Raw genomic sequence first — 17,980 nt, forward strand, 5'->3', positions numbered from 1 at the left:
AATTCAATTTTTTGAATTAAATCCCAAAATCTTAACTTCTTTTAAAAAGTATTGAAAACAAAATAACAAACTCTCTCCTAAGAGTATAAAGCATCGATCTAACTAGCAATGTAAGATCCTTATGTATATATCGAAACAAATACCAATTGCTTTTATACAATAGTCTATTGTTTTTTAACCTATGCTGACTTTGATACACTCCATTTGAATGAATTCGGTAGTATGAGGTATAATCAGGAATAGCTATTATATCACCTTTATTTTTCTGAAATGCAAAAAGAGATCTATCTAAAACTACTGGTTTAGAAATAATAGGGTTTTGAAGAAAATCTCTCATAAAATTACGCATCATCCATCCTGAAATATGCCCCAAATAGTTATTTCTCTTAAGCTCGTTTTTTGAAAAAAGGTGAAAACTTTCTGGTAGTTGAAGTTGTCCCTTTTTACCATTTATCAACGTGTTAGAAATACAAAGAGAAACATTCTGGTATTTTTCTAATATCTCTACTTGCTTTTGAAGTTTATACTTATCAATCCAAAAATCATCTCCATCACAGATACATATAAATTTTCCTCTTGCACTTCCATAAAGACCTAGATGATTAAGTCTTCCTGATTTTCTTCCAAACATTGATATTTTCTCTTTCCCATTCCTTAAAAATAATCGAATTTTATCTTGATTATCTTTTGCATAACTTATGCAAAGTTCTCGAGTACCATCATTACTGTCATCCTCACCGATAAGAATTTCATATGGAAATATCGTTTCTTGATTTAGGACACTATTTAAACATTCCTCTATATATTTAACATGTTGATAAGCAGGAATTAATACTGAAACGATTGGTTGAATTAAGTTTACAGGCTTGCCTACACCTAAGAACTCCATTTACAATAATTTTATAAGGTTAGCCTCATTTAAAGGGGATTGTGTTTTCTTCGAGATAATCCTTTTGAAGTGGTAAAAACACATGATTAAATACTATATCAAATAAACAATCATTTTTATTATAAAAAAAAGTCAAACCAAATAAATTGTTAATCCTGATCAAAGGCACCTTATTATTTAAAATTAAGCAATCCCCATTAATATACATTAACCCTAAGTATTTGAAAACCCCGCTCTCAATTTACAGGACAGAATTCATCCTACAGAAGGAGGACATCAAATCGTTTTTGAGACCGTTTGGCCTTTTATTGAAGAGTTAATCAAGTAAAAATGAAAGAACCCTCTTCTAGTTTTTAATTATTCCTTTTGAAAAAGGAGGTCTTTCGTTATCTATTTTTTTACCCTATCTTTTCAACTTAATTAAAATTTTAAAAATGAGTTTTCAAATCAAAGAAAACGCAGACTCTTATGATGTTATCATTGTTGGGTCTGGAGCGGGAGGCGGAATGGCTTCCAAAGTCCTTTCGGAAGCTGGGCTTTCCGTTGCCGTAGTAGAAGCTGGAGGTGATTTTGATCCAGCCAAAGACGAAGACCGAACCCAACTGAGACCACCATGGGAATCACCTCGAAGAGGTGCAGGAACACGAATCCGTCCTTTTGGTGACTTTGACGCCGCAATTGGAGGATGGGATATAGACGGGGAACCTTATACCCGAAAAAACGGAACTCAATTCGACTGGTTCCGCTCCAGAATGGTCGGTGGCCGAACCAATCACTGGGGAAGAATTTCCCTTCGTTTTGGACCAAATGATTTTAAAAGAGGTAGCATAGACGGCCTAGGTGATGACTGGCCAATCGGATATGATGACCTTAAACCTTACTATGACAGAGTCGATAAACTAATTGGAGTTTTTGGAACCAAGGAGGGAATCTATAACGAACCTGATGGATTTTTCCTTCCTCCACCAAAGCCGAGACTTCACGAACTTTTCATCAAAAAAGGAGCTGATAGTGCGGGAATTCCTATGATTCCTTCCCGTCTTTCTATGCTTACCCGTCCTATCAATAATGAGCGAGGAGTTTGCTTTTTCTGTAATCAATGTAACCGTGCTTGTCAGATTTATGCTGATTTTTCAGCTGGTACCTGTCTAGTACATCCAGCCATGAAAAAAGGAAAAGTTGACCTCTACACCTACTCCATGGTTCGTAAAGTAACTACCGATGATCATGGAAATGCCACGGGGGTTTCTTTCGTCTCCAAAGTGGATATGAAAGAATACAAGCTTCGCTCAAGAGTAGTTGTGCTTGGAGCCTCCGCCTGTGAATCAGCCCGTATCATGATGAACTCAAAATCAAAAACTTTCCCGAACGGGATAGGCGCTGATTCTGGAGTGCTGGGAAGATACTTACACGATTCTACTGGAGCTGACAGAATGGGCATCATGCCTGACCTGATCGATAGAGAGCGATACAATGAGGATGGCGTTGGTGGTATGCACATGTACACACCTTGGTGGCTGGACAATAAGAAACTTGACTTTGCCCGTGGCTATCACATCGAATACTGGGGCGGAATGGGACAGCCCGCTTATGGCACAGGCATGAGTATGGATAGCATGCGTCAGTACATCAAAGATGAATTCGGAAATCCAAGTCCAAACGGAGGCTATGGTGAAGGTTTGAAAAAAGATATTCGCCGAATCTATGGATCTACTTTGGGAATGTCAGGTCGAGGAGAAAGTATTCCACAATACGATAATTACTGCGAAATTGATCCGAATGTAGTCGATAAGTATGGTATTCCTGTCCTTCGATTCAACTATAATTGGACTGACCAGGAAATCAAACAGGCCAAGCATATGCAGGATACCTTTGAAGAAATTCTGACGAATGCAGGAGCTATCTTACTAGGAAAGAAACCAGGACCAGAAACCAAGTACGGGTTAGCCGCTCCTGGACGAATTATTCACGAAGTAGGTACTACCCGAATGGGAAATGACCGCAGTTCCTCAGTAGTTAATTCCAATTGCCAAGTCCACGACTGCAAAAATCTTTTTGTGGTAGATGCCGGACCATTCGTCTCTCAAGCAGATAAAAACCCAACTTGGACCATTTTGGCTCTTTCTTGGAGAACTTCAGATTACATTGTTGAGCAATTGAAACAAAAAAACATCTAAGCCATGAACAGAAGAGAAAACCTCAAATTATTGTTTACAGGCTCTCTGGGGGCGGGCTTGTTGATGACAGGGTGCGAACCGGAAGAACAGGTTGTTTCGGGACAACTATTCGAAGGAGGAACACCTGGAGGGCGAACCGAGGAAGAAAAAATTCGGGATGCAAAATTACTTGCCGATTCATTTTTTACGGAGGAGGAACGGAAAAAACTGGACACCTTAGTAGATATCATCATGCCAGCAGATTCCGAATCTCCGGCAGCGACCGAACTGAAAGTGACTGACTTCATTGATTTCATGATGCTGGATCAACCTAGTTACCAAACCCCCATGCGAGGTGGTTTGATGTGGTTGGACTTTGAAGCAGATGAAAAATTCGGAAAAACTTTCAATGAGCTTTCCAAAGATCAGGTGATTGAAATCGTGGAATTAGTAGCTTGGCCTGACAAATCCGACCCCGCCTATGAGGGAGGCGTTCGATGGTTTAATTTACTGAGAAACCTAACCTGCACTGGCTATTTTACCACAGAAGCTGGATGGAAATACATGGGTTATAAAGGAAACACCCCTAATGTTTGGGATGGAATTCCTCAGGATGTTCTTGATAAACATGGCCTTTCCAACCCACCTCAATATGCAAACCTTTACCTGAAACCCGAAGATCGGGGGAAAGTCGTTGAATGGGACGATGAAGGAAATATCATCGGATAAATCAAAAAAATCCACAAATCGAAACTGTGGATTTTTTATTTCGTTGTATTTTTCAAAACCCAATTATTTTAAAATAATATTTTGGCTATAGCCTCTTAACCTACATTTTGAAATTTTCGGCTATCCAATTTTACCTCAACCCTTTCTTTAAATCAATAATAAATGTCAGAATTGAAAACCTCCATTTTTAAGCGAATCTCCTTTTTCCTCCTGTTAGCAGCTTTATTTGCATGTGGAGAAAATTCAAAGATCGAAGAAGTATCCCAAACCGAAAATTCATTTGAACTGGTCCTGACAGATTCACTAGATTATCAATTACTCGGCGATCCGATTTTTGCAGATGTCAGTTCAGACGGGAGCCAAGTTTTAATTTACGATTATGCATCCAGTGAAATCATTTCACTAGATCAGGATGGAAATCTCCTCGGTAAATTCTCCAAAACGGAAGACACCCCCGATGCTTATGGATTTATGATGGAACTTCCGGGTTTTTTGGGGAATGATCGAGTAGTAGTTAGTGGTCTGCGTGGGATTTTTATTTATGATTTAGAAGGAAACCTAATTAGCAAAATCGATCATCCAGAGGACTTGGGAGGCGCGATTTTTATGCCTATTACTGGAAAATCTATCGAGACCGTTTCTAATCAAGGAGAGGAGTTTTTGATTGCAAAATCAGTCAGATCCAGAAATACCTTTCCTGGAGAGCAGGCTTTTTATGATAGATATCGAGCCATAGAGTGGATTGATGTAAAAACAGGGGAATCCAAAGACATTATTCCCTTCGAGGAGGGTAGTATCTTCAAAAACGGAAAAGGATACATTGAAAGCGACTACACGCCAGCCTATGAATGGATTTCCGATAAGCTTTATACAAGTCTGGGTGGTGAACCCAAACTTCGGGTCTATTCGCTTACTGATGATGAACCATTGCTGGACACTACTATCAATCTGAACATCCCTGATTTTAGAGAATTGCCGATTCGAGAAAGAAATGAATTTGCCGAAGGTAGCTTGACGGTGGACGGAAGTACACCTGCTATTCGAAATATTCATCAAGTAGGCAATTTCATTTTAGTTCATTATTATGCAGGAATGGATCCAGATAAAACCAAAGAAGCAGAAGAGCTTTGGATGTCTGGGAATGAGGAAGAGGCCGGTCAACTTTTTGAGCAGCTCGAAAAAGAGGTAAGAAAAGGCTTCGTGATTTTTGATCTAAAAACCCTAAAACAATTAGGAGATATCACTTTGCCTTCAGGTGTGGAAACCAGCGGTTTTCTTGCAGCAGACGAATTTCTTTGGTTCCAAAAAGCCCCTTCTGAGGAAATAGAAGAAGATTTTGTTAGGATCTATAAATATAAATTAAACCAACCATGAGAAACTCTTTATTCTTTTTTATGGCAGGAATAGTATTTTTTCTTGCCTGTAGTGAAAAAGCATCTGAAGTCCCGAACAAACCCCTATCGGATCAAAACCTGAAATTCGAAATATACGATTCTCTGATGGTGGATTACCTTGGCAATCTTACGCTGATGGATATCAGCCCAAATGGTGAAAATTACCTCCTTATTGACCAAAACACAGATACCATTTTCGTCACAGATTTCAAGGGAAAAATCATACACAAATACTATCGCAGTGGCGATGATCCAGAATCAATCCAAGGAAACCGTACAGGATTGGGTAAATTCCTAGACAATGAATCCATTCTTATTCCAGGCAGTCAAGGAATCGTCACCTATGAATTATCGGGCAATCTCAAGAAGGTATATAAACCTGAGTTCACTGGAATGTCCAGTTTTGTAGTCCCTTTCAATCAAGTTCACTGGGTATCGAACCAAAAAGTCTATGTATACCTTCCGGGAAGACACAGTGATTTAGCTCAACAAGGTTTAGCATTTCAAAAGGAATCTACTCAGCTGGAGGTTTTAGATTTGAATACTGAAAAATTCGAACCAGCGATTCCTTTTCCAAAAGAGTCCAAGTACAGTAGTGAAACGCAGGAATTTGGGAGTCTAGACTTTTATCCAACTTTTAATGTTTCTGGAGATTCCTTATATATCTTATTCCGAAACGAACCCAAACTACTCACGTATCACTTATCAAATTTAGAGACGCCAGTAAGTGCTAAAAACATCCCATACGTTGAATTTATAGAACGAAAAACTAGTGAAGAACCAGCTAGTGGAGGATTTAATATTCGTGATTTTTTCTTGGGGGTAAACCTCTCGCTTTTCCCCACCGAAGACGGAAAATTTTTAATCCAATACCTAAGAGGGTTGACGGAAGAGGAGGCTGATGAAGTAATAAATGCTGAAGGCACTGACTTTAATAAAATGTTTGAAGAAGCTGAAAAATTAAATGATGGTGGATTTATTCTCTTTGATGGTACACAAGTGAGTCCTATTATCGAAAAACCTGAAATCTTAGGAACGCTCAGTAAGTATGTGTCCAATGATGAAATCTGGTTTTCCCTGAATTTTGAAGAAGCTGAAAATGACTATTCGGTTATTTACAAAACCCGTCTCGTCACTCAGTAAATACCATTTAAATATCGGGATTCCCTTTTGCGGGCAAAGCCAATCGGTTTTGCCCGCTATTGTTTATATTTCATCCTGATCAATCAAAATTCTATGAAAAAATCATCGACCTTCCTTATATGGGCTGCAGCAGGACTAATTAGCTTGGGTACTGTTCAAGCCCAAGACGTCAAGCCCACCACCGAAAAAGAATTGGTGGCTGCTGTTGAAAAACACCGGGAAATGCTGGCCAATACTCCCCTAAAAAGCTTCAAAGCCAGAAACATTGGACCAACCAATATGTCAGGGCGAATTGTGGATATTGAAGTAGCTCAAAACCCAAATACCTTCTACATCGCCGCCGCTTCTGGTGGGGTCTGGAAAACAGAAGATAACGGGCAATCCTTTACTCCTATTTTTGATCATCAAGGTGCACTAGGGATTGGTGACATGGCTCTCTCCCCTTCAGACAATAATATCCTTTGGGTGGGAACAGGAGAAAACAATTCCAGCCGATCCACCTATGCAGGCTCAGGTGTTTATAAATCCACCGATGCCGGAAAAACCTGGCAGTTTATGGGGTTACCTCACTCTCAGCACATCGGCCAAATCCAAATTCACCCTACCAACCCAGATATTGTTTGGGTAGGGTCCATGGGAAGCCTTTACTCTCAAAACAAAGAACGAGGCTTATACATGACCACTGATGGTGGGAAGTCTTGGAAAAAAGTCCTTTACATTGACGACAACACTGGAATAATCGACATAAAAGTTCATCCAGAAAACCCAGACATTCTTCTTGCCGCTTCTTGGGAGCGCTACAGACAAGCTCATGATTTCATAGGAAATGGTGAGGGTTCGGCTATTTGGCGATCTGAGGATGGAGGAAAAACCTGGAAAAAAGCAGTAGTAGGTTTCCCTCAAAATGAATTTGTGGGACGAATAGGATTTGACTTTGCTCAAAGCAATCCAAACATTGTCTATGCTCTTCACGATAATCAAGGCCTTTCTGACAGAGAACCACAGCAACCTCGAAGAAGAGGACAGCAGGAGGAAAACCCGCTGAAATTCGAAGATTTCAAGGAAATGTCTGTAGAGGAAGCATTAGGTTTGGAGGAGGATCGTCTGAATTCTTTTCTGCGAAGAAATCAATTTGCCTCCAAATACACTGCAGCCGAAATCAAGCGGCAGCTTAAAACAGGAAAAATCACTACCGCTCAAATCGCCGATTACAACAAAGAAGCAAACGATGCAAACGCGGCTCTAACCAATATGTCCATCATCGGAGCAGAAGTATTCCGATCTGAAGACGCTGGAATATCTTGGAAAAAAGTATCTGAGTCTGATTTAAGCCGATTGTACAATACCTATGGGTATTATTTCGGTGAAGTGCGCGTCAATACTGAAAATGAAGATGAAATCTTTGTTTTGGGTGTTCCATTGCTCGTATCAAGAGATGGAGGAAAGAATTTCTCCCGAACCGACTCGGTTGGAAGACCTCACTCGGATCATCAATCCATGTGGATCAATCCAAAAGATGGCAAACACATTTTGCTGGGAAATGATGGAGGTCTTTACCGAAGCTATGGTGGTGGTGCTATTTGGGATCATTTGAATACCCAAATGCCGATTTCCCAATTTTATTCCATCATGACCGATAATGCATCTCCGTACAATGTATATGGAGGAATGCAAGATAATGGGGTTTGGTTTGGAAGCTCTAAAAATGATCCAGCTGACCGATGGGAATCGCTTATGGGAGGCGACGGTATGGTCGTGGCAGTAGATACTCGGGACAATAATATTGTCTATACCGGATTCCAGTTTGGAAACTATTTCCGAATCGACAAAGCTTCAGGAGACAGACGAAGAATCACCCCTGGACATGATATCGGTAATGACCCTAACCGCTGGAATTGGAGAACACCAGCACGTCTTAGCCATCATAATCAGGACATCATTTACATGGGTTCTCAATACGTTTATCAAAGCTTGGATCAAGGAAGCACTTGGATGACGATTTCTCCCGACTTGACAAAAAATGAAAAAAGCGGAAATGTCCCTTTTGCTACTTTGACTGTGATCGAAGAATCTCCCTTTGAGTTCGGAACTTTGTATGCCGGAACAGACGATGGAAATGTCTGGATTACCCGTAATAATGGAGGTAATTGGGAGTCTTTGAATGCAGGTCTTCCAGAAGATCGATGGGTTAGTTCCATTGCTCCATCCAAGCATCAGGAAGGCGTAGTTTATATCACGCTTAACGGCTATAGATACGATGAATTCAAAACCTATGTCTTCAAAAGTACCAACTATGGAAAGACTTGGACTTCTATCAAAGGAAATCTTCCAGAAGAGTCCACCAATATCATCGTAGAAGACCACACTAACCCAAGCATTCTGTATTTAGGAACAGACCATGGATTGTATGTTAGTATGGATGGTGGAAACAATTGGAACCTATTCCAGGGAGAAATTCCGAATGTAGCCATCTATGATATGGTGATTCAGGAACGTGAAAATGATCTCGTGATCGGAACACACGGACGAAGCGTTTACATTGTGGAATTGGAACAGATCCATGAACTCGCTACTCCGACCCAAAAAGTAATGGATTAAGAATCAGAAAGGCTGACCAAATGGTCAGCCTTTTTTATTTAAAATACTTTAAACCCAACAGACAAAATCCATTGATTAAGCCTGTTATCTGTAGTAAAGGTCGAGATATTATCCGTTAAATTACTCAAGCCTCCTTCGTACTTGGCATCGATATAAAGATTGCCGATATCGAATCCGATTCCTGCCTGATATCCCAAAGTTGCCTTTTTGAAATCTGCATCAATCACGGTTCCAACCGAATTTTCCAGATTTGAATCAATATTAATTGAGGCTATTGGCCCAGCTTGAATTCGAAGGAATTTTAGAAATTTCACTCCTACCATTACAGGTAAATCAATTCGATTGAAATCTGCCTGATATTCTTCTGTACCATTATTCCCCTGCAAACCCACGCTAAATTGACCTGAAGTTTGAGTAAAAAGCAATTCAGGTTGAACAAAGAAGCCGGCACCACCGACCCTTGCGAATACCCCAAGGTGATAGCCTGTTTGCGCATCTTGAGGAACAAATTCAGTAGACTTGAAATCTAATTTGGAACTACTTAATCCAGCTTTAATTCCAACTCCAAAATTCTGAGAATAGCCTGCTATTGCTATCCCGAATACAACTAAAAACAAGGTTAATTTTTTCATAGGCATTTTGTTTTTTGAGTATTCTAAACGTCAAAACATCGAAATATGTACAAGAAGAAGTGGAAAAAACTACCGATCAGTTGACTTGAAACTTGGCTTTTTCCTGCGCCAATAATCTCAAATCCGAAAAATCAGATGGTTTTGGAACTAGGGAATCAAATGGGATTTTGGTTATTTCTCGGTAATAATTCACATCTCCTGAAGTAAATCCAATTACTGGGATACTTTTGGTTTTTCCATTAGATTTTAACTTGGCTAAAAGCTCCACTCCATCCATTACAGGCATACTGATATCGGTCAATATCACATGAAAGTCTGTACTGGATTTTAAAACCTGCAAAGCTTCTTGCCCATTTTTTGCAGTCACGACCGTATCTTCGGAGGTTTCAAAAATTCGCTTGAGAATCAAAAGATGAAGTACATCATCATCAACCAAAAGTACCCGCATAGTTTCAAAATTAGGTTCTTGTTTTTCAACTGAAATAATCGTTCCAAAAAATTAAAAAGCAACAAAAACCCATAAAAAAAGGCTGTCTTTTTAGAAAGACAGCCCTTAAATCGAGTATGTGGTCGAATTTTATGCAGCTTGAGGAGCTCCAAACAATCCTACCATATTCAATATCAACAAGATGATGACGATTGGACAAACCCACTTGATAAAGAAGATCCAGCCTTTTCTATAAACGCCCTGAAACTTAGGAGCACCCATTGCTAATTCATCAGCAAAGTCACCAATTTTCTGAGCCCATCCTGTGTAAAGAGAAAGCATCAAACAGATCACAATCACCGCGAATGTTCCGAAGATAAAGTCCATTGCCCCGAAGAAACCTTCGATTGGATTGCTCAAGAAATTAAATCGAATCTCTGCAAAGAAGTTACCTGGAATAGAAGACAAAGCAGATGGAATAGACATCAACATGGCAGCGATACCCACTACCCAAGTGGCTTTGGTTCTGTTCCTCTTCCTATCGTCAATTAGATACGAAACCGGTACTTCCAACATGGAAATAGTAGAAGTCAAAGCCGCTACCATCAATAGTAGGAAGAACAATGCTCCAATTACACTTCCACCAGGCATTGCATCAAATACGCGAGGCAACACATCAAAAACCAATGCAGGACCTGCTGCAGGGTCTTTTCCTGGCAACAAGGCAAACAAGGCTGGGAATACCATCAAACCACCTAAAAGAGCAACCATGGTATCCATACCCGCAATCCATCCTGAGGACTGAATAATGTTAGATTCTTTAGGCAAATACGAACCGAAAGTAATCATCAAACCCCATCCTACAGACATGGAGAAGAAAGCCTGACCCAGTGCCTGAAGAATTACCGTTCCATTAATTTTTGAGAAATCAGGATTCAAATAATACTGAATACCAGCTTCTGCACCCTCCAAAGTCACGGATCTTCCAGCAATGAAAATGATGATGATAAACAGAATTGGCATCAAGAATTTTGCTGCCTTCTCAATTCCTCCGGAAACACCTCCCAATACAATCAGGATGGTGATTAAAATGAAGAAAAAGGTAAGAGGAATTACATACAATGGGGTTTGTACAAAATCCTCGAAATTCACTGGAATATTGATGATTTCTGTAACAATGTAACCCACTGTCCATCCGGCAATTACCGAGTAGTAGCTAAAAACAAAAAAACAGACCATCACACAAAGGACGCCTGCTAATTGCCAGAATTTATTACCCCCTGTATCTCGGATCGCTCCAATTGGGTTTTTACCGGATTTTCTACCCAATGCGATTTCATTGAAAAGCAAAGGCAAACCAATGAAAAGAACACAAATCAGGTAAACAAAAACGAAGGCTCCTCCTCCATTTTCACCTGTGAGGTAAGGGAATCTCCAAATATTTCCTAAGCCTACTGCTGAACCAGCGGCTGCCATGATGAACCCTAGACTAGAGCCAAATTGTCCCCTAGAATCAGGACTTGCACTTACTGCCATAGATAATGCGAATGTTAAATTTTTGGGAAATAACTGCTTTTTAAGAGCTGGCTAAGATAATTTGTTTTGCCAAAATACCAATTGCCGCTCGGAAAGTTTTCGGCTCAAAACCCAACTCCTTTCGGGCTTTTTCAATGATAAACCCTGTTCGAAGAGGTCTTTTGGCCGGCTGAACAAATCGGGTAGAGTCTGATTCTTGAATAAGACTTTTATCCAATCCAAAGAAATCGGCTGTCTGCATTGCCATTTGAAAAGGAGTCAAAAAATCGGGCCCAGAAATATTGAAAACACCTTCCGCTCCCTTCTCAGCGATCAAAATACACCCCTCGGCTAAGTCCTCAGCTAAGGTTGGGGTTCGATATTGGTCATTAACCACTTGGATAGTTTTTCCATTCTCCAAACTCTCCTTTACCCAAAGAACAATGTTTGTCCGGCTCAAGCCAGGAGAAATCCCAAATACCAAAACGGTGCGGGCAATTGCCCATTTTAAGCCTGATTGCTTTACTAATTCTTCGGCTTCCAATTTGGTTTGCCCATAATAATTAACAGGCGCTGGGGACTCCTCTTCAGTTAAAGGGCCTTTTTCTCCTGAAAAAATGAAATCGGTAGAAACGAATATAAAATGAGGTTTGAAGCTTTGGGAAGCTTCCAAAAGGTACTTTGTAGCCAGAACATTTGCACGATAGCATTCCTCTTGATTTTGCTCACAGACATCCACATGGGTCATCGCTGCTCCATGGATAATGATATCCGGCTTGTATTTCTCAAGGGTCTGCTTTACCGCTTCTTCATCCTCAATATCCAATGAAACATACTCAAAGCCACCCTCTTTTAATCGACAAGGTCCACGTCCACTTCCGATGATTTCAAAATTATCTTTCTCAAGAAGCCGATGAATGAGTTTTTGGCCAAGCAGTCCATTGACTCCAGTTATGAAGATGCGTTGTCTATTTTTCATCATCCAATCGGTATCCAAATTCACGTTCGATTTGAGCTGGACTCATTTTTTCTACTCGAACTGTCATATAAATTGGTTCAATAGGCTTGTCTCTTGCTGCACGAGGCTCTTGGGCAATTTTTTCTGCGACTTCCAACCCTTGAATCACCTCGCCAAAAACTGTATACTCTCCATCCAAATGCGGAGTGCCTCCAACGGTGGTGTAGGCTTCCAATTGTTCTGCGGTCATATCCTTGGTCAGTTTAAGATTGAGTGATTGCTCGATTTCATCACGTTTGGATAGAATCAATCTAGTCAAGGAATCAAATTCCTGTCGTTCATACAGGCTGCTGTAAGCCTGCCGAAGGGAATCTTGACTTTGCAATTGAACATATTGCATGAACTCGGCCTGAAGCTTTTCCATATCTGTTGTCAGTGCCAACTCATCATAAACTTCACCCAAAACAATATAAAACTGGGAGCCACTTGACCTTCTCTCTGGATTGATAGAGTTACCCTGTCTTGCTGCTGCGATCATTCCTTTTTTATGGAAATGATTTGGGCGAATTTCGGCAGGAAGGGTAGGCCATTCCTCAGCAGGTATATTTTCTTTGGTGAATACATCGCCACCCTGTACCATGAAGTTGGGGATAACGCGATGAAATTCCGTAGAATCAAACCGACCTGCTTCAGCTAATTCTATAAAATTGGACTTGTGTACAGGTGTGTCATCAAAAAGTACCGCTACGATTTCCCCATAGCGAGTGTCAATCCGAACGACTTGTTCTTTTTGCCCTGCGCAACCCAAAAAGCCCACCAAAATCAAGGCCCAAAGCAAATTCAGTTTTCCTCTCATGCGTTTAATTTTGACTTAATATCCACTAATATTTCTTTTCCTCCAGCGTCTAGAACCTGCTGTGCTAACTGTTCTCCTAGCTTTTCAGGATCCTCTTTCTTGCCTTCCACTTCAATACAAATTCTTTGTTGTCCATCTAGGCTTACGATTCCCCCTTTCAGTTGGATTTTACCTTCTTTTTCAGAAGCCAATGCAAAAACAGGAATGCTACATCCTCCTTCTAGCATCCGAAGATAAGCCCGCTCCGCTCGAAGCATGTAGGAAGTGTTTAAATCATTGCAAGCCTCCACTATCTGCTCCCGGATAGCAGAATCAAGTTTATTTGAAGATTCAATAGCAACAGATCCCTGCCCAACGGCTGGAATAAATTCCTCCAAGGAAAGATTTTCTACAATCCTATCATCATAACCCATTCGGTGAACTCCAGCATAGGCCAGCAAAAGCGCATCGCATAAACCTTCCTCCATTTTGCGGATTCGGGTTTGGAGATTACCACGAACCTCCACCGTCTTGATATGGGGGTAAAAATGCTTGAGTGTGGCTACCCGACGAGTGGAGGAGGTGCCTAAAACCAAGGGTTTTTCAGGGTTTTTCAAAGAAATTCCCTTCTGACTTGAAAGCAGTACATCGTGAGCCTTTTCCCGCTTGGTGAATGCGATTATTTCGAATTCCTCCGGCAAATCGGATTGCATATCCTTTGCTGAATGCACGGCAATGTCAATTCTACCGTCTAACAGTTGATCTTCCAACTCTTGAGTAAAAACACCCTTGCTTCCAATCTTTGAAATTGAAACATCCAAAATCTGATCACCCTTGGTATCGATTATAACGATTTCAGATTCCAAGCCGGCATTTTTCAACAAATCCTGGACATGATAAGCTTGCCATAGGGCGAGCTTACTTCCTCTCGTTCCAATTTTAATTTTTCTCATTGCTCTGCTCCCCTTTTAGGAGACTTCTTCTGCACTCCCTCTTCAATAAATTTTATAATTGCTCCAGCGATATCAATTCCTGTCGCTTTTTCAATTCCTTCCAAACCCGGAGAACTATTCACCTCCAAAATCAAAGGTCCTCGGGAAGATTGCAACATATCCACTCCAGCAACATCCAAACCCAAAGCTTTAGCAGCTCCTAAGGCAGCGGCACGCTCAGCTCGACTCAATTTGATAACCGTCGCCTTTCCTCCTCGATGTAAATTGGAACGAAACTCTCCTTCAGCTCCCTGTCGCTTCATCGCACCAACTACTTTTCCATTCACTACAAAGGCACGGATATCAGCACCTTTTGCTTCTTTGATGAATTCCTGAACGATGATTCTAGCTTTTAACCCATGAAAAGCCTCAATCACAGATTGACCAGCCTTTTTGGTTTCTGCCAAAACCACACCCAAACCCTGAGTGCCCTCCAATAATTTGATAATAAGCGGAGCACCACCTACATGCTCGATAATTTGCTTTTCTCCTCCTTTGGAGAAATTGGTGAATGCAGTTTTAGGCATCCCTAGACCCGCACGGGAAAGAATCTGCAAGCTTCTAAGCTTATCCCTGCTTCGTACAATAGCTTGGGAATTATTGGCTGAAAAAGCCCCCATCAATTCAAATTGCCGAACTACTGCAGTTCCATAGAAAGTCACTGAAGCACCAATTCTTGGAATAATCGCATCGATATCGGTCAGTTTCTGACCTTTAAAAATGATAGAAGGCCCCTCCTGCTCGATAATAAGATCACAGATACTGTGGTCAACCACCAAAGCCTCATGACCGGCAGCTTTAATCGCCTCGACTAGCCTTCGGGTTGAGTATAAATTTGAGTTTCGTGAAAGTACCGCGATCTTCATAGTGAAGCGTTATTATAGTTTTTTGAAAGATTAATTTGATCTACATCCACTAGGAATCGACCTTTTAAGATTTTCCTTCCTAAGAGGATGGCATTCTTCATTTTTGAGCGGTCTGTGAGGGTAAATTCCGCAATATAAACCTCACCTGCCAGATGAATTTCTGTTTCGATCAGGTAGCGAATTTCTGCCTGTCCAAAGGAATTTTTGACTTTTTTCTCTCGAAAATTCTCAAACACCAATTCCTCTCCGGTGAATTTTCGATGCCCCGGCATTAGTATTTCGAATACAAGCTGATTCTTACCTTCCCGATTTTCTACCCGGATATTTTCAGCATGAATAGCACTGGTATAGGCTCCCGTATCCACTTTAGCCCAAACCTTGGAAAGGTGCAGTCCGGGAAGACTGATTCTTTCCTTTCGACCGATGATTTTTTTAGGCTGCTTTTGCATTTCTACCTAGTAACTTCAAAATATCCATCGAAAGGTCTGTAAAAATCAGCTTCGGATTCCCATTTCGGTCTATATGATAAATCGCTTGATTGAATTTTTCATAAAGTTCACCCGCAGCTTCCTCGTCTAAGACATGGGTAGCGATCTTATGTACAAAATCCCTGTCTTCCCCTTGGGTTCGAAGCAACTGCTCCAAATTGGCGTTTTGGAGTAAAATCTCCCGGGCCACATTTAAGCCTGTTTGGAAAATTGATCGCTGAAAGTCGAGATCTGTTTTTTGGAATTTTTCTGCCAAATCAAAGATTTCTCCGTATCTCCTCATTCCACAAAGCCTAAACCAATCACGGATCCAGATCACTTGCCTATCCTCCACCTGATCAACCATTCGCAAAGCAACTCGAATATTTCCATCCGCAATCATGGAAATCTGCTTAGCCACTTGCTCATCACATTTCCCGCTTTCCACCAGATACTCCTGAATCTCTTCATCGGAAAATGCACGAACATTAATTTTTTGAGTTCGGGAAAGGATGGTGGTCAAAAGCTGATCCGGTTGACTGGTCACCAACATAAAGATGGTTCCCGGCTGAGGCTCTTCCAGTATTTTCAAAAGAGCATTGGAAGCCTCAATATTGAGATACTCCACACCCCAGATCATCATGATTTTATAGCTTCCTTCAAAAGAAGATAGCGAAAGGGAACGGATTACTTCCCGAGCCGCACCAACTGAAATATTGAGTTTCTTTTTCTCGAAATGATTCAAATGGATGAAATCCTGAACATTTCCATAAGTCTGATGCAAACAGAATTCCCGAAAATTGGCTACCAATTTGGCATTGATTTCATCTGCCCTTTTTTCTTCTTCTTTAGTAAGACTGACGCGGGGAAATACAAAATTGAAATCGGGCACGACTAGTTTGGCCATCCGCTGACAAGAACTACAAGTGCCACAGGAATCATCCTCCGTACGATTTTCACAGTAGAGATAAGTCGCCAAAGCCAATGGCATGGCCAAAGAGGCGGAACCTTCCGGCCCATGAAATAACAGAGCGTGCGCTAGGTGATTCTGCTGAACCGCCTGAGTGAGCCGCTCTTTAGTTTCTTTTAATCCTGGGATTTGTGCAAACTGCATGCTTTTCGCGTCAAGGGATTATTTTTCCCAAATTCTATAGTTCTTGGTTAAATCAAAAACTTTACGGAGCATTTCTTCCTCCACATTATCCCAAGCAACTTTTCGTCTTGCCATTACAGCTTGGGCTGTTTGTTCAAATTTCGGGAATTGAAAGGTTGAAAAACCTGCTGCTCCGCCCCAAGCAAAAGATGGAATGAAATTTCTTGGAAAACCATCCCCAAAAATATTCGCGCCAACACCCACCACTGTCCCTGTATTGAACATGGTGTTGATTCCGCATTTGGAGTGATCTCCCATCATTAAACCACAAAACTGAAGACCTGTATTTGAAAAGCCTCCTCGGACATAATCCCAGAGTTTAACTGGTGCATAATTATTTTTCAGGTTAGAGGTATTGGTATCTGCTCCAAGATTGCACCACTCCCCAATTACCGAGTTGCCTAGGAATCCTTCATGTCCTTTATTTGAATAGCCAAAAATCACCGAATTGGAAATTTCCCCCCCAACTTTAGAATGCGGTCCAACAGTCGTGTCACCTCTTAATTTGGCTCCCATATTTACCGTAGAACCCTCACACAATGCAAAAGGACCTCGAATCAACGAGCCTTCCTGAATTTCGGTGTTTTTCCCAATGTAAATCGGACCATTTTCAGCATTCAGAACCGCTGCTCGAATTACAGCTCCCTCTTCGATGAAAATATTTTCAGGAGCATATACTTTGGTATGAGGATCCGAAATAGGCTGACTTTTTCTTCCCTGAGTCAACAAGTCAAAATCTCGCTTAATCTCTTTTCCATTATGCTGAAAAATCTCCCAGGTTTTGGAAATTAATTGAGGTTCCAAATCAACTTGTACAGCCTCCTTTTGAGTAGCAGCGCTTAAATTCTTTTCAGTCTCTCCTATATAAAAGGCCAAAAGCGTCTTTCCTGCATAAAGTGCCTGGTCTTTTTGAAGGCTTTGAATTTCCTTGATGATCTCAGACGAAGGAATCAAAGCTCCATTTATGGCAAGAGTTGCTCCCTCTTTTCTGGGGTATTTTGCCTGCAAATAATCTTGAGTCAAATAGGAAGCTTCCTTTCCGGAAATTTTTTCCCATTTCTCGGCGATAGTCAATATTCCGATCCGAATAGCTGCAATCGGTCGGGTAAAAGTAAAAGGAAGTAATGACCCACGAATAGAAGGGTCATCAAATAAAAGCAGGTTTTCCATGAAGCAAAAATAAAAAAGTCTCCCGGAATCCATGCTCCGGGAGACTTTTTGAACAG

16 protein-coding genes are annotated in these 17,980 nt (G+C 40.9%); 5 read left to right on the forward strand and 11 right to left on the reverse strand.

From position 1 onward, the window contains the following. Positions 1–31 precede the first annotated feature (31 nt). Positions 32–889 carry a glycosyltransferase family 2 protein gene (locus NY014_RS08015; RefSeq protein ID WP_259414041.1) on the reverse strand — a complete coding sequence of 286 codons (858 nt, stop codon included), beginning with the start codon at positions 887–889 and terminating at the stop codon, positions 32–34. A 434-nt stretch (positions 890–1,323) separates the two neighbouring features. On the opposite strand from NY014_RS08015, the gene NY014_RS08020 reads away from it, so the two are divergent. The 5 genes from NY014_RS08020 (at position 1,324) to NY014_RS08040 (ending at position 8,909) form a co-directional block, all read left to right on the forward strand. Continuing rightward, positions 1,324–3,066 (forward strand): GMC family oxidoreductase, encoded by a 1,743-nt coding sequence (locus NY014_RS08020; RefSeq protein WP_259414042.1) that lies wholly within the window; start codon positions 1,324–1,326, stop codon positions 3,064–3,066. Positions 3,067–3,069: 3 nt separating this feature from the next. After that, positions 3,070–3,774 (forward strand): gluconate 2-dehydrogenase subunit 3 family protein, encoded by a 705-nt coding sequence (locus NY014_RS08025; protein WP_259414043.1) that lies wholly within the window; start codon positions 3,070–3,072, stop codon positions 3,772–3,774. A 162-nt stretch (positions 3,775–3,936) separates the two neighbouring features. Next, positions 3,937–5,148: a hypothetical protein gene (locus NY014_RS08030; RefSeq protein WP_259414044.1), complete on the forward strand. Its 1,212-nt coding sequence runs from the start codon at positions 3,937–3,939 to the stop codon at positions 5,146–5,148. Continuing rightward, entirely contained in the window at positions 5,145–6,311 is a 1,167-nt protein-coding gene (locus NY014_RS08035) for a hypothetical protein (protein WP_259414045.1), read from the forward strand. Before NY014_RS08030 ends, NY014_RS08035 begins: the two co-directional genes overlap by 4 nt. Before the next feature lie 93 nt (positions 6,312–6,404). Then, positions 6,405–8,909, forward strand: coding sequence for a WD40/YVTN/BNR-like repeat-containing protein (locus NY014_RS08040; protein WP_259414046.1), 2,505 nt, complete (start codon positions 6,405–6,407; stop codon positions 8,907–8,909). A 38-nt stretch (positions 8,910–8,947) separates the two neighbouring features. Here NY014_RS08040 and NY014_RS08045 read toward each other — a convergent pair whose 3' ends face one another. From NY014_RS08045 to NY014_RS08090, 10 genes are all read right to left on the reverse strand, one after another. Then, positions 8,948–9,541, reverse strand: a complete 594-nt coding sequence (locus NY014_RS08045; protein WP_259414047.1) for a porin family protein — start codon at positions 9,539–9,541, stop codon at positions 8,948–8,950. Between the two features lie 76 nt (positions 9,542–9,617). After that, complete coding sequence (locus NY014_RS08050; RefSeq protein ID WP_135074299.1) at positions 9,618–9,989, reverse strand: response regulator; 372 nt, start codon at positions 9,987–9,989, stop codon at positions 9,618–9,620. Positions 9,990–10,118: 129 nt separating this feature from the next. After that, entirely contained in the window at positions 10,119–11,504 is a 1,386-nt protein-coding gene (locus tag NY014_RS08055; protein WP_259414048.1) for a sodium-dependent transporter, read from the reverse strand. Between the two features lie 40 nt (positions 11,505–11,544). Continuing rightward, positions 11,545–12,486: an SDR family oxidoreductase gene (locus NY014_RS08060; RefSeq protein ID WP_354003169.1), complete on the reverse strand. Its 942-nt coding sequence runs from the start codon at positions 12,484–12,486 to the stop codon at positions 11,545–11,547. Further along, positions 12,452–13,297, reverse strand: a complete 846-nt coding sequence (locus tag NY014_RS08065; RefSeq protein WP_259414049.1) for a peptidylprolyl isomerase — start codon at positions 13,295–13,297, stop codon at positions 12,452–12,454. Before NY014_RS08065 ends, NY014_RS08060 begins: the two co-directional genes overlap by 35 nt. Then, complete coding sequence (hemC, locus tag NY014_RS08070; protein WP_259414051.1) at positions 13,294–14,229, reverse strand: hydroxymethylbilane synthase; 936 nt, start codon at positions 14,227–14,229, stop codon at positions 13,294–13,296. The genes NY014_RS08065 and hemC overlap by 4 nt, the downstream gene beginning before the upstream one ends. Then, on the reverse strand, positions 14,226–15,134 hold the full coding sequence (rimK, locus tag NY014_RS08075) for a 30S ribosomal protein S6--L-glutamate ligase (RefSeq protein WP_259414053.1): 909 nt from the start codon (positions 15,132–15,134) through the stop codon (positions 14,226–14,228). Before rimK ends, hemC begins: the two co-directional genes overlap by 4 nt. Continuing rightward, positions 15,131–15,583, reverse strand: a complete 453-nt coding sequence (locus NY014_RS08080) for an ATP-dependent zinc protease family protein (RefSeq protein ID WP_259414054.1) — start codon at positions 15,581–15,583, stop codon at positions 15,131–15,133. The genes rimK and NY014_RS08080 overlap by 4 nt, the downstream gene beginning before the upstream one ends. Then, positions 15,567–16,715 carry a DNA polymerase III subunit gene (locus tag NY014_RS08085; RefSeq protein WP_259414055.1) on the reverse strand — a complete coding sequence of 383 codons (1,149 nt, stop codon included), beginning with the start codon at positions 16,713–16,715 and terminating at the stop codon, positions 15,567–15,569. Before NY014_RS08085 ends, NY014_RS08080 begins: the two co-directional genes overlap by 17 nt. 18 nt (positions 16,716–16,733) lie before the next feature. Beyond that, entirely contained in the window at positions 16,734–17,924 is a 1,191-nt protein-coding gene (locus NY014_RS08090; RefSeq protein WP_259414056.1) for a GlmU family protein, read from the reverse strand. Positions 17,925–17,980 lie beyond the last annotated feature (56 nt).

Source organism: Algoriphagus limi (assembly GCF_024919275.1).
Taxonomy (GTDB): domain Bacteria; phylum Bacteroidota; class Bacteroidia; order Cytophagales; family Cyclobacteriaceae; genus Algoriphagus; species Algoriphagus limi.

What these genes read in the sequence shown, in the direction of transcription:
- NY014_RS08015 (WP_259414041.1), bottom strand. Translation starts at nt 889, where the DNA reads ATGGAGTTCTTAGGTGTAGGCAAGCCTGTAAACTTAATTCAACCAATC.
- NY014_RS08020 (WP_259414042.1), top strand. Translation starts at nt 1,324, where the DNA reads ATGAGTTTTCAAATCAAAGAAAACGCAGACTCTTATGATGTTATCATT.
- NY014_RS08025 (WP_259414043.1), top strand. Translation starts at nt 3,070, where the DNA reads ATGAACAGAAGAGAAAACCTCAAATTATTGTTTACAGGCTCTCTGGGG.
- NY014_RS08030 (WP_259414044.1), top strand. Translation starts at nt 3,937, where the DNA reads ATGTCAGAATTGAAAACCTCCATTTTTAAGCGAATCTCCTTTTTCCTC.
- NY014_RS08035 (WP_259414045.1), top strand. Translation starts at nt 5,145, where the DNA reads ATGAGAAACTCTTTATTCTTTTTTATGGCAGGAATAGTATTTTTTCTT.
- NY014_RS08040 (WP_259414046.1), top strand. Translation starts at nt 6,405, where the DNA reads ATGAAAAAATCATCGACCTTCCTTATATGGGCTGCAGCAGGACTAATT.
- NY014_RS08045 (WP_259414047.1), bottom strand. Translation starts at nt 9,541, where the DNA reads ATGAAAAAATTAACCTTGTTTTTAGTTGTATTCGGGATAGCAATAGCA.
- NY014_RS08050 (WP_135074299.1), bottom strand. Translation starts at nt 9,989, where the DNA reads ATGCGGGTACTTTTGGTTGATGATGATGTACTTCATCTTTTGATTCTC.
- NY014_RS08055 (WP_259414048.1), bottom strand. Translation starts at nt 11,504, where the DNA reads ATGGCAGTAAGTGCAAGTCCTGATTCTAGGGGACAATTTGGCTCTAGT.
- NY014_RS08065 (WP_259414049.1), bottom strand. Translation starts at nt 13,297, where the DNA reads ATGAGAGGAAAACTGAATTTGCTTTGGGCCTTGATTTTGGTGGGCTTT.
- hemC (WP_259414051.1), bottom strand. Translation starts at nt 14,229, where the DNA reads ATGAGAAAAATTAAAATTGGAACGAGAGGAAGTAAGCTCGCCCTATGG.
- rimK (WP_259414053.1), bottom strand. Translation starts at nt 15,134, where the DNA reads ATGAAGATCGCGGTACTTTCACGAAACTCAAATTTATACTCAACCCGA.
- NY014_RS08080 (WP_259414054.1), bottom strand. Translation starts at nt 15,583, where the DNA reads ATGCAAAAGCAGCCTAAAAAAATCATCGGTCGAAAGGAAAGAATCAGT.
- NY014_RS08085 (WP_259414055.1), bottom strand. Translation starts at nt 16,715, where the DNA reads ATGCAGTTTGCACAAATCCCAGGATTAAAAGAAACTAAAGAGCGGCTC.
- NY014_RS08090 (WP_259414056.1), bottom strand. Translation starts at nt 17,924, where the DNA reads ATGGAAAACCTGCTTTTATTTGATGACCCTTCTATTCGTGGGTCATTA.